This window comes from Agrobacterium sp. CCNWLW155, from assembly GCF_036888815.1.
Lineage (GTDB): Bacteria > Pseudomonadota > Alphaproteobacteria > Rhizobiales > Rhizobiaceae > Agrobacterium > Agrobacterium radiobacter.
In genome coordinates, this window is the sequence record NZ_JBAKFW010000029.1 from 1 (window position 1) to 17,761 (window position 17,761).

Annotated in this window: 8 protein-coding genes; all 8 read left to right on the forward strand. The window is 58.0% G+C overall.

Translation table 11 applies throughout. The features are described 5' to 3' along the window. Positions 1–795 precede the first annotated feature (795 nt). The 8 genes from V6S97_RS28260 (at position 796) to V6S97_RS28295 (ending at position 17,663) form a co-directional block, all read left to right on the forward strand. A complete protein-coding gene (locus V6S97_RS28260) occupies positions 796–2,787 on the forward strand; it encodes a ShlB/FhaC/HecB family hemolysin secretion/activation protein (RefSeq protein ID WP_334428321.1) in 1,992 nt (663 codons plus the stop codon). Between the two features lie 102 nt (positions 2,788–2,889). After that, on the forward strand, positions 2,890–3,450 hold the full coding sequence (locus V6S97_RS28265; protein ID WP_334428322.1) for an invasion associated locus B family protein: 561 nt from the start codon (positions 2,890–2,892) through the stop codon (positions 3,448–3,450). Between the two features lie 92 nt (positions 3,451–3,542). Further along, on the forward strand, positions 3,543–4,403 hold the full coding sequence (locus V6S97_RS28270) for a ChaN family lipoprotein (RefSeq protein WP_112294135.1): 861 nt from the start codon (positions 3,543–3,545) through the stop codon (positions 4,401–4,403). 35 nt (positions 4,404–4,438) lie between these two features. After that, on the forward strand, positions 4,439–6,427 hold the full coding sequence (locus tag V6S97_RS28275; RefSeq protein ID WP_334428323.1) for a filamentous hemagglutinin N-terminal domain-containing protein: 1,989 nt from the start codon (positions 4,439–4,441) through the stop codon (positions 6,425–6,427). A gap of 125 nt (positions 6,428–6,552) precedes the next feature. Beyond that, positions 6,553–7,392, forward strand: coding sequence for a tetratricopeptide repeat protein (locus V6S97_RS28280; RefSeq protein WP_244559841.1), 840 nt, complete (start codon positions 6,553–6,555; stop codon positions 7,390–7,392). 131 nt (positions 7,393–7,523) lie between these two features. Further along, positions 7,524–7,706 carry a hypothetical protein gene (locus tag V6S97_RS28285; RefSeq protein ID WP_334428325.1) on the forward strand — a complete coding sequence of 61 codons (183 nt, stop codon included), beginning with the start codon at positions 7,524–7,526 and terminating at the stop codon, positions 7,704–7,706. A 61-nt stretch (positions 7,707–7,767) separates the two neighbouring features. Next, complete coding sequence (locus tag V6S97_RS28290) at positions 7,768–16,539, forward strand: two-partner secretion domain-containing protein (protein ID WP_334428326.1); 8,772 nt, start codon at positions 7,768–7,770, stop codon at positions 16,537–16,539. Positions 16,540–16,982: 443 nt separating this feature from the next. Further along, positions 16,983–17,663 carry a hypothetical protein gene (locus V6S97_RS28295; protein WP_112294131.1) on the forward strand — a complete coding sequence of 227 codons (681 nt, stop codon included), beginning with the start codon at positions 16,983–16,985 and terminating at the stop codon, positions 17,661–17,663. The last annotated feature ends 98 nt before the right edge of the window (positions 17,664–17,761 follow it).

The following is a 17,761-nucleotide window of genomic DNA, read 5'->3' on the forward strand; positions in this document are numbered from 1 at the left end:
GCTCGACCGCGCGAATTCGGTCGGCATGGGAATACATGAACTACCTCCTGGTGGTCCAAGTTTTAGTCCGCATCCCCACCGGCTCACTTCTGCGCGGAAATCAACATCCTGCCGTTATATTCCTTCACCGCTCCAGTGATTCTGATGATGTTCGGGTTTTCTTGAATGGACATACGAGTCTCCCTGCAGGTTTTCGGGAGACGGTGGCTGTTTCGGATTAAGGGAGTTACCTGTTGGCAGGGGGAAACTACCCGATCTCCGGCTGGAAAGGTGGATTTCTGGCCCCGAGCGCCTGGCTCTTTCCGGCTTCAGCGAAAATAGGGTCAGGCCTGCGAGCCCGCGGGCCCTCCCCGATCGCCCCCATGGAAAACACACGCAAAGGTCGTTCATATTCGCCCTTACTGGCCGGGAAAATCAAAAAATCTGTCCCGGATTCGCCGCGTCTGGTGCTCATGCCGGCACGTGGGGCAGATCGCAAACAATCACATATGATTTTTTGTATTTTATCCCGCGAACAATCCAACTGCGGGCAAACGGCCGCCTGCTTAGCTTCGACTGGCAGAATAAAACAATCCACATCAGACACTTAAATATAATTCTAACGTGAAGCATCGCCCCTTGGATACGCTCTGGCCAGCACCGTGTGAGCTTCGATCTCGGCGAAATCCAACGCATAACTGATGCAAATTGGTAACTCAATTCTCATTCTTTCTGTAAGCGCGCCAGAGTTGTCTTGCAAAATACCCTCTATTGATTAATGCGTCGCATTGGGCAACATGGGGTTGAAGTTTATTGATGACCAGATATCTAGTCAGAGCGCGATTTGTCGTTCTGACAGCTACCAAATCATCTACAGCAGGTCGTTTCGGCAGGAAGGTGATCGGTGGTATCGCACCGACGTCACCCGCGTTGCGAAACTCGGTCGTCGTTCTCTGCGCAGCTCTTTGCCTTGCTCCGCAAGCGGCATTGTCACGGGATGATCTCAACAAACGATCGTCGGTAGAGGCAAACGCAGGCGAGGCAGATCCAGGTGTTGCTGCATCGCAGGAGCCTGCCCTGACGATCCAGACATTTGCGGGTCCCGCATCTGATAATGCGACGTCTGGTGCTTCGCCATGTTTTCGCGTGGACACGATCCGCATCGAAGGCGGCCACGAACTCATTGGCAGCGAAGCTGTGGAGGACGTGACAAGACCCTTCGCATTGTCCTGCCAGAGCAATGAAAGCGTCGGCGGATTGCTCAAGGCGGTAAACGGCCTTTTTGCCGACAGGGGTTTTGCCACGACGCAGGCCTGGTTGCCGGAGCAGGACATTGCCGCCAGCAGAACGCTGGTCCTGCGCGTTGTGCCCGGGCGGATCGATGCGGTCGTCTACAAGGAGGAGCAGCAGCCTTATAAGGCGTTCTTTCCCCGCATGGCCGAATTAAGTGGCAACGTCGCACGATCCACGTCCATTTCCGAGTTCATGCAGCAGGCGGATGCCTGGTGGGAGGGCCTTGATGACGATCTTGAGCGCTTGACCTTGTTGCCGCCGCCCGCCCGGATCGCGATGACTGGCACAATTGCCAGAGACGATGTCCTGCATGTCGATCGCCTGCAGGACACACTCGATAGCCTCAACAGGGTTCCTTCGAACAAGGCCAAGGCGGAGCTTGTCCCGGGCAAGAGGCCGGCGACTTCCGATGTGCAGATCACGAACCGCGTCAATGACGCGTTCAGGCTCTACGGCGGCTACGACACGGAATCGATCGAAGGTGTCGACAAGCTTCGCTTCGGGATCACGGCGGAGAAAGACAATCTCATCGGCATCAACGACATGTGGGGACTGACGCTTAAGAGCGGCGTCGAGACCAATGAGCTGAGCGGCGATTTCGCGGTTCCCGTCGGACGTGCCACAATGAGGCTCAAGGGCGACTGGTCCGAAAACATGATCGACCTCGGCCCGCTTTCCGAACTGTTCATGACGACCTGGAACGTCAGCGCAGGTGCCGACTGGATCGTTCATTCGTCGCGCACGGAGCGGCTGGTTGCCGATTTCACAGTCGCGCATCGTGAACAGAACCGCTATATCAACGGCGTTGGGCTGATGGACCAGCGCGTTTCTCCGCTTCAGGCAGGCCTGACTTACAGCCGCTTTTTCGAACGCGCCAACGTTTCGGCCCGGATCGGTGCCAGCCAGGGGCTGTCTATCTTCAATGCCCGCGAAGATGCCGACGATATCGACGACTCCACGCCCCACAGCCAGTTCACAAAGCTGGATGCGTCTCTTTCGGGGTCTTATGTCTTCCCCGGGCGCGCCTCCGTTTCGTCCAGCCTGTCGACGCAATGGGCGGCAACAGCGCTTTATTCCGACGACCAGATGACGATCGGCTCGCGCAGTTCGGTACGCGGCTTTTCCAATGGAAGCTTCAAGGCTGACCGGGGCGCGGTGTGGCGAAACGAGGTCGCATTCGCCATGCCGGTGGATTTGCTTTTGGGGAAAGCCGGATCAGGCACACAGCCGGACAGCCAGGGTCTAGTGCAAATAGCCGCCCAATCGTCCGAATGGGCGCGAACGACCCTCTCCCGTCTCAACCCCTATCTCTTTCTCGACGCAGGGCTCGGCCGCGACGTTGCCAATGAAGTCACCGGATACCGGGTCGGCAGTGGTGTGGGCCTGCGATATGGCGGCCCAAGGCTTTCTTTCGATGTCGGCTACGCCTGGCGGGTTGCCGAAGACAGCCGAAGCCGGCGCGTGAGCGAGGAAAAGGGTGAGTTGTTCATGACACTGCGTTTGAAGGTTTTTTGAGCCATGCCGTTTTTGTTCGATCCTCCCTCAAGAGATGCTGGCGATAATCACCTCACGTTTGCGCTGTGCCGCTGGCGGGTCTCATCGGTCTCCGGAATTGGCATGGCGGTTGTTGCCGTTGGATTGATGCTGATCGCTCCTGCCGCGAAAGCAAATGCGGAGGACGGCAAGGCTCCCGCTGTCCGGGAAGAGACTTCCGGGGTTGCGTCAGAAGCAGTCGTAGATCCCAGGCGTTATGGCGATTGGGAGCTGGTCTGCAAGCCACAGGCGAATGCCGCGCCCCCTAAAGCGGAAAGCGGGGCATGCCGTCTCCAGCAGGCGCAGGCCGTCAATGGCGGGAAGGATGTCGTCTTTCTGTTCAACATTGCGAGGCAGGGAAAACAGCGCGTCGCGATCATTTCGACGCCGCTGAATGTCTATCTACCGGCAGGTCTGGAGCTGAAGATCGATGGCGGTCAGACACAGCGCGTTATCTTCGAGACCTGCAATATCTCCGGATGCCACGCCGGCTTCGCTCTCAGCGGCTCGCTGCTCGGCGCTTTGCGCAAGGGAAACGTTCTGACGGTCGCTCTCAAGGACACCAAGGCAACCACCATTCCGCTCACGGTTTCACTCAACGGGATCAGCGCCGGTATCGACGCGCTGGATGCGGCAACACCATGAGACCAGACAGGGAGATATGCGCAGGGATAGCTCGCCATGTGTTGGTTGCCGGACTGATGGCGGCATGCTGGCTATCAATGGCAGGACAAGGATTGGCGGCGCCCGGCGAGTTCAAGGACTGCACGGGCACGATTGAAGAAGTGTCCAGCAGCCGCCCGATCTCTTTTGCCGACCTCGCCGGTCGCGTCCGCAAGGTGGATTACCTGCTCTTTGGCGAACGGCATGGCGTCCGGGAACAGGCGGTTGCGTCGTCCTGCGTGCTGTCGGCAATGGCAAAGGATGATCGTCCCGTAACCGTCGTGATGGAAATGCTCTCGCGCGATGACGATGCGGCAATTGCCCTCTATCGCAAAAACCATCCGGAAACACCGGCCGGGCTCGGCGCAGAACTCAAATGGTGGACGCGAGGCTGGCCAGCCTTCGACAACTGGTTGCCTCTCGTCCAACGTGCATTCAGCCTTCGCGTTCCGTTACATGGCGGCGATCTGGCGGAGAAAGACGGACGCACGAGTGAACTAACGCCAAACGAGAAAAAGGCGATCCGCAAACGGCTCGGTGCAGCCGAAACCGCTGTGCGCGAAAGCTGGACGAAAGCAATGATGGCAGCGCATTGCGGACTGATCCCGGACCGGCAGGCCGCGCTCAACGCCGACCATCAGATCCGCCGCGATCTTTCCATGGCCGACGCCGCGGAGCAGGCCCGGATGTTGAAGCATGGTGTTCTGCTGCAGGTCGGCCGCGGTCACGGCCGCAAGGACCGCTCTCTTTATCATGTCCTTGCCCAGGCAGATGCATCGGTTCTGACCATTGGCGCTTTCGCCGAAGGTGAAGAGATCACCGACGAGGAGCGCAGGCTCTACGATTACCTGTGGATCGTCGGCAAGGCTGAACTGGCCGACCCGTGCAAACTGACAGGACTGACGAGCAAGACAGGGGAGTCTATCTCCAGATGAGACGTAAGTTCCGGTTGGCAAACATGAAGCATTCCGTGGCAGCTAGTCTGTCCTTGCTGCTGTGCGGCGTGGCGCTGCCCGTCCTCGCGCAGGTCATTCCCGACGGTGGCAGCAATACGACCACCAGTATCGACGCCACCAGCGGCGCTACAAACGTTCAGATCGCACCAGTCGGCAATCCGACATCCGCCATCAGCCACAACACTTACACGGAATTTTCCGTCAACTCTCTCGGTGTCAATCTCGACAACCGGACAGTCAACGCACGCACAATCTTGAACGAGGTAACCTCCTCCCGCATCTCGAACCTTAACGGTCCGCTGGATGTGCTGGGTGCCCGAGCCCATGTCATCGTTGCGAATCCGAACGGCATTTCGGTCGACGGGGCAAGCTTCCGCAATACCGGAGGTGTCGTGCTTTCCACCGGCAAGGCGTCTGTCGTGAGCCGGCAGATCACATCCGGCTCCTTTCAAGATAATGTGGTGCTCAAGACAGAGGGCGGCACGATCGATATCGGTGCGGGCGGTCTTTCCGGCGCGATGTCTACTCTGCATTTGTTGGCAGGCCGCATCCGCATCGATGGCCCTGTCGAAAACAGCTCTCCCCAATTGCGCTCGTCTATAGAACTGACCGCCGGCGGCAGTTCCGTCGAATACGATTCAGCGATCGTGCCGAACTCCGATCTCGAGAACTGGGGACGGATGACAGACGAGGGAAGCAACGACAATTCTGTCGCCATTGAAATAACCTCGCGCGGAACGCTGAAGGCCAATACGGTCCGCATCCGCGCCACCAGCAATGGCGCAGGTGTCAGCCACGCAGGCAACGGGCTCGCGACTTTGGGTGATTTCGTTATCGATGCATCCGGCAAGGTCACGACGAGCGGGTCGATTGAAGCGAAGGGCAATGTCCACATTAACGCAGGCTCGATAGAGGCCCGCTCACTGGCCGGCCAGCCTCAGAGCAAAATCGAAGCCATCAACGGCGCATTGACGCTCCTTGCCGGCACGGGTGACATCAAAAATACCGGTGTTTTGATGAGCGGCAGCAGCCGTGACGGAGCGAATGCAGACTCCAAAGGTGCCGCTACACTCAAGGCTGCGGGTGATATCGCGCTTCTGACCGAGAATGCCGATCAACTCGCAATCGTATTCGGAGCGAAGGGCGATCTCGATGTCCGCGCCGACGGCTCCATTATCAATAATACTGGCAGGCTGCTCTCGAACAGCGCGACAACACTCGAAGCAGGCGGCGACATCCTCAATATCGCCGATGTCCTCAACGGCGAAGGTGTATGGCACTACCAGAAGGACGTTGGCAAGCGGCTCTGGTACACCCTCTGGCAATCGCGCGAAACGACCGAAACCATCAGCCTGGATTATGGTCAACAACGGGTGCCGGGCCAGCAGGCATATATCATCGGTGACAGTGTCGCGATGAAGGCCGGTGGAAACGTCGTCAACCGCGGCAGCTCGATCAATGCCAATACCGGATCGGTCCTGGTTGACGGGACAAGCATCCTCAATGAGGGCGGCCTGTCCGGCTCCCTGCAGTTCGTCAAGCGCTGCAGGCTGACTTGCATCGGTTATGGCTCATCCACGACAGGCGTCGCGGGTGGCGCCATCAATGCCAACGGCAATATCGAATTGCGCGCCTCATCCTCAATCCTGAACAGATATGGCCAGATCATCAGCTACGGCAGCATCAATGCAACTGCTCCCTCCGTGGTGCTGGAGGGCGGCTCGATCCCGACCGTCGTTCAGCGTCCAACCGGCCTCTATAATTTCTGGGGCGGATCGACCGCGTGGATCGGGACCGGCGATCAGGGCGGCGTTTTTGATGCGCCCCAAGGCAGCATCACGATCAATGCCTTTCGTCCGGTTCAGGTGACTGCGGGCACGCTGCGGGCGCGAGATGGTGTCTTCGCCTCATCAGGCATCGAAACCTTCAAGGAAACGGCAGGCGAAGAATACCCGTTCGGCCTCGACTCCATCGGGCTCTTCCCGAGGATGGTGGGTAGATGATGGCAAGCCGAATTCACCGGAAATCACCGTTCTTGCTCGCCGCGACGCCCAAACTCACGGCGCCGAAAAAAGACGAAATTGCTCCCGGGCATGACCCGGAAAATCCCGATCACGGAGTTCAATCCATGCGCAACACACCATGCCGCCGACCCGCCCTCACCTCTCTGGCCATTATCGCCCTCATGGGCGCTTTGGGTTTGGCGCAACCAGCAGCGGCTGGCCCTCTTGAAGATGGCAAGGCTCTTCTGGAAAAGAAGGATTTTGCCAATGCGGCAAAGGCTTTTGCCGAGGGTTTTGACAAAGGCGATGGCGAGGCCGGCTTTCATCTGGCGCGCATGGTCGAGCTCGGTGTGGGTTTTACGCCTGACGCGGTGAAAGCACGGGCTCTCTATATCGCTGCGGCGGAAAAGGGTTCGGCTGCGGCGATGAACCGGCTGGGGCTCATGCATCTTCGCGGCGAAAATGTCCGCCAGGATTTTGCTGCCGCGGCTGAACTGATCTGCAAGGCTGCCGATCTCGGTAACCCGGAAGCCCAGTTCAATTGCGCAGGTCTTGCTCTCGATGGTCTTGGCCGCGCCAAGGATGCCGCAATTGCCTTCGGTTATTACGAGAAGGCCTCGCAAAATGGCCATACCGGCGCACGCAACATGGAGGCCGCACTTCTTCGAACTGGTACCGGAACCGGACAGGACCTCGCCAGGGCGGTGAAGCTGTTCGAACAGGGCGCATCGCTCGGAAACCCGGTCTCGCTCTACGGTTTCGCCGAGATGCTGGAAAAGGGTGAAGGCGTGGCTGCCGATCCGATCCGTGCCCACCTCTATTACAACCTCGCCAATGAACGCGGACACCCCGGTGCGCGTGCCGCTCTTGAGCGCCTGACAGCGAGCATGACACCGGCAGAGATTGAGGACGCGCAGGCGCGTGCTCGCAACTGGAAACCTGCTCAAACGGCTGAAGCCAATTGAGCACCAGGATTGAGAGAATGGTTGGCGCGAAGATGACCCGATTTCTATCCCTGTGCCTTTTACCGGTCTTTGCGGCTGGCTGCCGGCCGACTGACCCACAGCCAGTGGCCACATGGAACGGCGAAAAGATTATGTCGGCGACGTGCACCAATTCGATCATCACCCCGACGGAGCGATCCTGCAAAAAAGCCCTCCTCGAAAAATGCAGGCCGGGCGCGACGATTGCCAATGTGAGCGAAACATCCCGCCCGGTTTACCGCCATCCGGGATGGACCACGCAATATATCTGGACCGTCCTCATCAAGAACTGCTGACGGCGCGGTTTGCGTCTACCCGAATATGAACTCAATTGCCCTTGCTGGTGGGAGTATCCAAATGAAAACGATGATGGTCAAAGTGCTGATCCGCAAGTCCAAGCCGGGCAAGCTGGTCAAGAAAGCGACCGCATTGGTGACGTCGGTTAGCCTCGTGCTGACGACGATCGCCAGTTCATTTGCACCCGCCAGCGCGCAGGTCATCACAGATCCGACCGCGCCAATTGAGTTTCGTCCAAATGTGACGTCTTCGGGCAACGGAACGCCGACGCTCAATATCGTCAAGCCGTCGAGCGGCGGCGTCAGTTATAACAAGTTGCGCGAGTACAATATCGATACGCGCGGACTGATCCTGAACAATTCCGGGCTTGGCGGAACCTCGATCATCGGCGGCAAGGTTGAATCCAATCCCAATCTCGTCGGTGGCGGCTCCGCCAAGATCATCGTCAACGAAGTGACAGGCAGCAGACGTTCCAACCTCAATGGCGTGACCGAGGTTTTTGGTTCTAAGGCTGACGTGATCGTGGCCAATCCCAATGGCATTGATTGCATGGGGTGCGGTTTTATCAACACCGGTCGCGCAACACTGACCACCGGAACACCGCTTATCGACTACAATGTCGGCACGGTAGGACTGGAGACCCGGTCGGGCGACATCACCATTTCCGGTGCCGGTGTTTCGTCCGCCGACGGCCAGTCGCCGGAAGAGATCCGGCTTGATGCAAAGTCGATCCGGATCGATGGCCTGATCGATGCGCGGGGTCGTATCGACCTCAAGGCCGGCTCCAATCGTACGGACGGTTCGACGGACAAAACGACGGTCATCGCCGGCGATCCCGTGGGCCAGGGGATCGTTTCGAGCGCGGCAGGCGTTGTACGCGCGGCATCGATTGCGGCCCTTTCCAGCGATCTGAACACAGGTATTTCGCTGGCTGGCAACATACAGGCTCTTGGTATGCTCGACGCCAATGGCACACTCCTGCCGGGCGCACTTTCGCTCGTATCCGCTGGTGATATCCGGATGGTGTCGGGTGGCGTAGCCGGCAACGCCGACCTTCGTGCAGCAGGCGCGCTTCAGATTGCGCGCGATCTCGCGGCACAGGGAGAAATCTCCATCACTGCCCGAGATGTTTCATTGCTCGATACGGCGACCGTAGAAGGCGGGCGCGGCCTTTCCATCGTTGCGAGTGCTGACATCGTTTCCGCTGCCGTCCTCAAATCCGGCGGTGCTATGACGGTGGATGCGGGCAGCAGCGCCTCTCTCTCCGGCATTATCGCCAGCGTCGGCAATATGAACCTGCGCGCGACAGACAAACTTGCCACCGACACGGCAACCCTTGTTGCGCCGAACATCGACATCAGGGCGAAGGACGTGGTGCTGACCTCGACCTGGCTCGAACCGGAAAACCAGGGTTCGATCACGGCAACCAATGTCGAGATCGGTGATGGCACCCAGTTCAAAAAGACGTCTCCCGTCTTCATCAATGCGGCTGAACAGCTAACCATCGGCACCCGGATCGATACCGCGGGCTATCCCGCGCTTGCGATGGCATTCCGGGATCTCGCGATTTCGAACACCGGTGTGTTCACGACGGGCGACCACCTGTTCGATGTCCGCAACTTCAGGAATGCCGGCGTACTCCTTTCAAGCGGCCAACTCGCGATCAACGCTCAGCAGGCTATCGTTGATGCAACGGGTGTCATCAAGGCCGGGACGCTCAGGATAACGACCGCAGGCAATCTCACCAACTTGGGAAGTCTCCTCTCCGAAACGACGCTTACGCTTCTTTCTGACGGAAGCGTAACAAATAACGGAAAGATCACCGCAGCAGGTGAACTTGAACTCGATGCCGTAAATTATATCGCCAACTTGCGGGGGGCTCAATTGGCTGCCCGGAAGGCAGAGTTGATCCTCGGAAGCGAGCTCCGCAATAACGGAGCGATTAGCGCACTCGAGACCGTCGATATCAGCGCCGGTGGCGCGGTCACGAACACCGGTACGATCAGCTCCAATGCAGACCTCACTCTCGTGGCCGCAGATCTCCTCAATTCCGGTGCAACAGCATTGATCGGAACATATGGAAATCTTTCGATCACGTCCGGTCACCTCGCCAACCTGCTCGGGACGCTGCAGGCCAATGGAAGTTTCGAGATCGCCGCATCCGGCTCTCTCACTAATGCCGGCCTGCTGCTCGGACGGTCTGACCTTGGGGTTACAGCCTCCGCACTGACCAATCTCGAAACCGGCAAGATCCATGCGGGACGGATAGACATCAAGCTGGATGCTGGAGACTTGAGTAATCTTGGTCAGATGGTCAGTGGAGGCACGCTCGGTATTGTCACTGCGGGAAGTGTCCTCAACAACGGTGTCGTCCAGGCGAGGTCATCCACGCTGCGCCTTGAAGCCGTTTCCTACGTTTCGAATTCTCCTGCCGCAGAGCTGGTTGCGGCAAACGCAAATATCATCCTGTCTGGATCCTTACGCAATGCAGGTCTGATCGCCACGCCTGGAGTGCTGACTCTGCACGCGGCGCAGGGTGCGCGAAATGAGGCAAGCGGCGAAATCGTCGCCAAGGTTATCGAGACGAAGGTCGTTGGCGATCTCGTCAATCTCGGCAAACTCGTTTCCGAGACAACGCTGAGGGCCACCGTTTCCGGCCTCCTTGCCAATAGCGGTTCTATCCATGCCGCCGGCGATCTGGAACTGACTGTAGCCGATCTGATCAACAGTGGTTCCGGGTCAAGTATCGCCAGCAACGGCGACATAACCGTTCTCGCCTCGCGCGGTATCGCCAACAATGCAGGTTCAATCGCTTCCAATCGCGCGCTAACGCTTTCGGCAGACACTACCTTGTTGAACTCTGGTCTTCTGCAAGGTCGCGAGGGACTTTCAGTTTCGGCTGTGAAGCTCGATAACCAGCAGACGGGGCGTATCTATGCCGGTTCGACACGCCAGACAGAAAATGGTCTCGTACCCGTTGGCGAACTGACCGTAAACCTCTCCGGAACTCTCTCCAATCTCGGGCAGATCGTTTCGGCCAACGGTGCCCTGCTTTCAGCGACCGCGAGCCTTGGTAACAGCGGATCAATCGAGGCCGGTGGAAACCTGCGTCTGCAGACTTACAGCTATATTCCCGGTTCTTCGTCTGCCCGTCTGGTGGCCCGCAATCTCGATCTCATCCTTGGATCGTCCTTCACGAATGCAGGGCTGCTTAGCGTCGCCGGCAAGCTGGGCCTCGATATCAAGGGCAATCTTGTCAACGGTGCCACAGGTAAAATCGATGCCGGCGCGATAGAGACCAGTGTCAGTGGAAACCTGTACAATCTTGGTTCGATCCTGACACCGGGAACATTAAACGTCGTGGTTGGCGGCCTGCTGACAAACGAAGCGCTGATTCATGCCGGGGCAGGATTGAAAGCCCAGACCGCATCGCTCGCCAATGTCGGGACCAATGCCGCAATCAAGTCCAGCGGTAACATGATCCTCGAGGTTCGTGGCAATCTCGATAACAGCCTCGGCCGTATATTCGCCGGCGGCAATCTTGCTATCGAAGTCCTGGCAACGCTGACGAACGCATCGGCCCGTATCGAAAGCGGCGCCGACATGCAGATCAAGGCGACGGCACTGATCAATACCGCCCTGGATGGGACGGACAGCGCGCAGGACTATTATCAGCTCGGTGATCTCAGCATCCTCTATGCGACCGAGCGCACCAGCAGCCCCGCGCGGTACTGGGGAACGATGACTGCCACGCGCGACGAGTTCTCCGGGATTGTTCGAGTTCGATTGCCCGGCACGATTCGCGCCGGTGCCAATATGGCGATCTCAGGCGACGCCCTTGAAAACCGCGAAGGCCGTATCCTCGCGGTCAAGGACCTCTCCATCGACGTGAACCGTATCCTCAACGATATGGTCACCAGCAACGTCGATCACTATCGCGTGCAATGGGGCGGTGTCCGCAGCTTCATGGATAGCGGGTCGGGCAAGTTTCATGCCCCGGTCGGTGCCGATCCGCGATGGCTCGTGGCACAATTCAACCCCGCCATTTTCAAGGACCCGGCGCTTGCCGAACGCGCTGAAGGCGGCAACCGGATGATTGTCATTTCCAAGGGCAAGTCTCCGGTGACGATCACCTATTCGGGCAAACAGAAATACAAGGATGGCGTCATCAACGGAGGCGCCGTCCAGGTCATCGAATACGCGGACGCGGCAAGTCTGCTTGATCTGGCTGCACTCGGTATCGATCCGAACAACATCCCCGACGTGATCATGATCGGCAGCCGTATGGCCGAGGTCGGAACTGGACCTTACGGCAACGCCACGAAAACATATGTCGGAACCGCCACGGTCGGTGTCGGCTCCATGATAAAGTCCGGCGGCTCTCTGATGATCGATGGCGGCGCCGCGATCACCAATCGCGGTACGCTTTCCGGAAGCCTCGTGTCCATCGAGGCCGGAGAATTGCAAAACGGCCTCGGCACGCCCGGCGGTATCGATGGTTCCGGTTTCGGCAATTATAGCGGCACGACGCCTGTTGGCATCAGTGGCAATGTCGGTTCGGCTATTGGCGGTGCTGCAGGCCAGTTGGGCATCGTCAACTTTGTGCTCGATGATGTCTCGGTTCCGCCTCTTGACCTCGGGGCTTTCGAAGCGCGCAATCTCCACAGCGTCAACGCCTCCGATTTCGGTAACCTCGTGCGCGTTACCGGCTCGGCCGAAGCTGCACGCCTGCTCGGCTCGGCGCGCATAGATGGCGCGGCGCTCACCTTCTATGCGGATCCGGTCGCAGAGGCGAAGGCCCTGGCCGAGGCGGCCCGCCAGCAGGCTGGTACGCATCTGGTCGTCGATCCGTCCCTCTCCGTGGAAGAGCAACGGGAGCAGCTTTACCGCAACGCTGCGGAATTCGCGGCGAGTACCGGCGCGCAATACGGCGTGGCTTTGACCGAAGCGCAGCGCGCTGCTCTCGAAAAGCCGATCGTGTGGCATGAAACCCGCATCATCGACGGCAAGCCGGTACTTGTTCCGCGCCTTTACCTGCCCTCACAGGACGAACTGCTGCGTGGCGGGCGCGGCGCCGGCCTGATCGCTGCCGACGATCTCCTGATCGACATTGACGGCAAGCTCAACAATAGCGGCGCGATCGTGGCCTCCGGGCTCGCCTCGATTTCCGCCTCCTCTATCCTTAACCAGCGTCTGATCGACCTCGATGAGCGTGACCGTGCACTTGCCGAAGGACGCGGGGACAGCGGCCTGATTTCGGCGGGCACTCTGTTCATGGCAACCGATGGCGATCTCCTGAACCGGGGCGGCACACTTGCCTCGGCTGGCAACATCGACCTCAGGGTCGGCGGCTCGCTGATCAACGAAACAGAGCGTTATACCCGTACCGTCGATTCACAGGATGGCTGTGTCGGCAAGGCCTGCGGCACCCTGCGCACCGATTATAATGTTGCATCCATCTCGGCCGGACGGGATCTGACCGTCATCGCCGACCGGGATATCGTCAATAGCGGCGGGACACTCGGCTCCGTCACCGATATGCTGCTGGCGGCAGGGCGCGATGTAACCTTCGAGACGCTAAAGGACAGTTTCGTCGCTGAAGATTACAAGAAGCGCGGCTTCCTGTCGGGTATCACGGTGCTGCGCAACGAGATCACCACAGCCGAGGCCAGCGCCCAGTCGCTGGTTGGCGATGTCTCGATCCTTGCCGGCTACGGCGTCTGCGATGGCGGCAGCCTGTGCGCGAAGGGAACCGCTCCTGGCGATGTTCTTCTGAACGGCGCGCTGGTCAGCGCCTTCGACAAGCTTTCGATCGACGCCACCGGCAAAATCGACATGGGTGTCGTCAGTGAGGAAGTCCATAACCGCTACAAGGAATGGGGTTTCAAGGGTCTGGGATGGGGCTCTGTCAAGCAGGCGTGGAACGATGTCGATACGACCGTCACCCGCCTTTCGGGCAATGATGTCTCGCTCAATGCCAAGGGTCCGATCACTGGAACTGGCGTGAAGATCGCCGCCGTCAACGACCTCCTGATGAAGACCGATGACACGATCCGGCTGGAAGCGGCGCAGGATGCGCTTTATTTCACGGAGAAGGGTTTTTACGTCGGACTGAGCTTCCCGGGATCGGCCGGCATAGACGCCGCATTGAAGGGCGGCTACGGCGGACAGATCCTGTCCGGCCTTGCCGGTATCAATCCCGTCACCGCCAAACTCGCAACGCTTGCCAATGCCGACAATGGACTTGCGGCTGGGCTGGCTGTTGTCAATCTGGCGACCACCGGCGCTTCCGTTTTCGGCGGCGCTGTGGATTCCACCCTCGGACCCAACAAGGGCGGTGTGGTTGGTTCCGCACTCGATCCCCTCAAATCTTTCAGAGATCCCGGAACAGGGCAAATTACGGCAGGTTCGATAGCGAAGACAGTCGGCATCAACCTGTCCGTCTGGAAGAGCGAGCAGCGCTGGAGCGAGAGCCAGATTTCCGAGCTGACGGCTGGCGGCGATATTGTCATGAAGGCCGGGCTGGACGTCATTCTGGATCAGGGCACGAAGATGGTCTCCGGCGGCGATGTCTCCATCGATGCCGGCCGCGATATCCTCATGGCGGCGCTTGTCGATTATGCGAAGGACAAATCATCTTCCTTCGGGCTGCAGCTCTCCCTGTCCTCGATCGGCTTCGATATCGGCAAGTCGAAGGGCTATGACGAGACGCTGACGAATGCCTCCATCACCGCCGCCGGAAACGTCTCGCTGACATCGGGCCGCGATACGTCGCTTCTCGGCGGCAACATCATCGGCAGGACGGTCGATCTCGATGTCGGGCGCGATCTCACCATCCTCTCGCCGCAGGCTCAGGGCTGGCGGGACGGATTCTCCTTCGGCCTGACGGTTGGCGTCAACCCCGCCGACTGGAGCGTTCGCGGCTCGAAGGAGGACGGTTTCAAGGCCTGGTCCTCCGGCTCGGGGATTGTCGCGGCACAGGGCATCGATATCAAGGTTGCCGAAGACACCACGCTGATCGGTGCGCTGCTTCAGGCGACCGATGGCGATATCAGCCTCGACACCGGCACGCTGACGGTGGCCGACCTGAAGGATACCGACCAGTACAAGAACGTTGGCGGGTCTATCGGCATCAGCGGCGGTGGGCTGAACTCCGTCGGCTTCTCCTATGAGAAGAAGGACAAGCAGGGCGAAACCCGCACGACGCTCGATGCGTCCGGTGATCTGAACGTCACCATTCGCGATGCGGATAAGGATGGCGTTGCTGGGACGGAAGCGGACAAGGCTGCCGCCGAGCAGCTACTCGCCTCAATCAACAAGGATGCCTCGAAGTATCAGGAAATCACGAAGGACGACTACACCAAGCTGTCGGGTGAGCTTGATGTTCAGAACCTGCTCGAGTTTGGCGATAATCTGAAGAAGATTCAGAACTATCAGCGGGCACAGAACGCGGCAATTCCCGAAACTGTCGCGGCGCAGGGGCCGGAAGCCGTCGATCTCTATCGTGACGCTATCGTGCGCGGGCTGACTGGAGCAGAGCTGCAGAACTATGTGGCCTCGCAGGAGTTTCACGACCAACTCGTGAAACGGAACAATCTGTCTGCGGCAATTGCGTCTGGTGAGAAGACCAAGGAAGAGATCTCTCAGATTCTCTATCTTACAGCGGCGGGCGAGCAACTGTTCTTCGACAAGAAGGACAATCAGCTCAAGATCGTCACGGACTGCGGAACCAACGGTTACGGCTCGAGTCCGTGCGGAGTGCCGCTAAATGAACTTAGCAAGCTTTCACCTGACAAGGTACAGAGTTTCATCGATTCCTCGCTTGTTACTCTGCTCCAACCCCAGACTAACATCGATGCTGCAATCCAGGCCGCACTTGATTGCGCCATTGCCTGGACCATTCAGGGCGGCTCATTCGATGCCTTCGGCTACATTGAAAATTATCTGCAAACGAACACCAGCGCCATCAGTGTCGAAAGCCGCTACAGGGCCGACGCCTCTCTTGCCGTGGCCCGCGCCAATGCAATCCAGATTGCCAAGGCCGTTGATGCGAAGCTCATCAAGAACCTCAACGATGAGAGCATAAACTGGGGCTCCCAGCTCTATGATGTCGCTAAAATTGCACAGGCCGATCCGGATTCGGCCTGGGGCATGATTTCCACGCTTCAATATCAATTGCTGGCCATGGGCGATGCCTCCGATGTGGGGGGAAATACCTGGGCGCGTATGATACCGGCTCTCAATGCACTGGCTGACAGTCTTGGCATGGGGGATGCCGTGGCGGCCGGTCGGGACCGCTTCCAGCAAACGAGCGACGAAGAGCGTACACGCGTCAATCGCGGCATTCGTGCCTGGATGGCGGGGGATGGCAGTTTTGAGAAGTTGCCAAAACAGGATCAGGAGGCGGCCCAAAATGCTCTTGGCATGGCGACGCTTGGTACCGCCACAGGGCCCGGAGCCGCGATTGGAGCAATGATCGGAGGTGCTGTTGGCAAGGCGACAATTTGGACGCTCGGACGCAGCCAGAATTCAGTTCAGAATGCATATGATCACTTCAAAAACCATGGCAACGAATTCAATGCCAAAAATGCGACGCAGTATGTCAAAATGACTTATGAATTCAGAGACAATCCTCCTACTGGGAGCTTGTCAAAAGTTCGTCTTAACGGCGATCGAATCGTTTATGATCCCGCCAGCAATACACTAGGAATATTCGACAAGAACGGCGCCCCTAAAACCATGTACAAACCGATGCCAAAGTCAGCGAGTAACCCGAGAGGCTACGATCCGAACAAATTTGGCTCACCGATGGACTACTACAATGCACAATGATGAGAAAAATTTCTGCCGAGTGTGCGGATATAATCTAGGGTATCCCATATGGGGAGAGGACGGAGAGACACCATCCTATGAAATTTGTCCCTGCTGTGGAGTTCAGTTCGGCTATGGAGATACCAGCCCCGAGAATTGCATCGATATTCGAAAGCACTGGATCGAAAATGAAAAATGCAAGTGGTTTAGTCCCAAGTTGAAACCCCATAATTGGGATTTATGTGCTCAACTTGAGAAAATACCCGAGGGCTTTAAATAGTTTCTTCTCATTCTGGCGGTCAGCCCTGCCGGGGCTCTAGTCGCCGCTGGATAAAAGTTCAGTGGCAGATCAGCATCGTTTTACAAATGGCGGGCTAAATTTGGTGGCATGGACACAATACTGATCTGCCCGCATTAGAGGGACTACTTTCCACCAGCGACTGGATTCAAGCACAGGCTAGAGCATGACATCAGAAGTAAATGACGATAAAGCTTATGCTCTGCTTGCTTTGGCAATGGCGCGCGCTGCGCACGGTTGGGCTCAGCCAGCCGACAAACACGGAATCTCTTCCGGTCAAATGCCCGCCGACCATCTTGTGTTTTACCACGATCATATGTCTAGTCTCGAGAACATTGCCGACGCCCTAACTCGGCTAGGCATCATAAGAAAATTTGAGAATTGGGAATGCTTGTTCATATTTACATGTGAAATGACTGCGGTTCCAAACTTGGCGGTCGAAAACAGAAGCCAGGGGCCCGGCTTCCATGAGATGCTGCATTACTTTTGCTATCACTTCTCCGATTTCAGTGCAGAATACTACGGCCTAGACTTCCATATTGATACATCATTTTGCCCGCAGCACGGCATGTGCGAAGTGGTCGATGCTCTGGCAGAACTCGGTTACGCACACAGGCTTGGTGTGGACTCTGTCGGTCGCCTGAAAAATCCCGCTCAGTCGATTATCAATTCCGAAAAATGGACGACTGCGCAAGTCGCGGAGAGTGGTGGCGATAAGATCGGGTCCTTGCATAAAAACGAGAGTGAGGGAACGCCATGCTTCGTGTGGACCGAACGAATGCACGCAATTCCGGCAAACGGAATGGTCTGGGACGTACTTCAGCGCCCTGACAGTCCAGATTCTTGAGTTGCTGACATAAGTATGTTGGGGGATGCGGATAAAAACTTGGACTGATTCAGATGTTATGGCCGAGACTTCTGCGATACTCGATCGGGCTGAGCGAT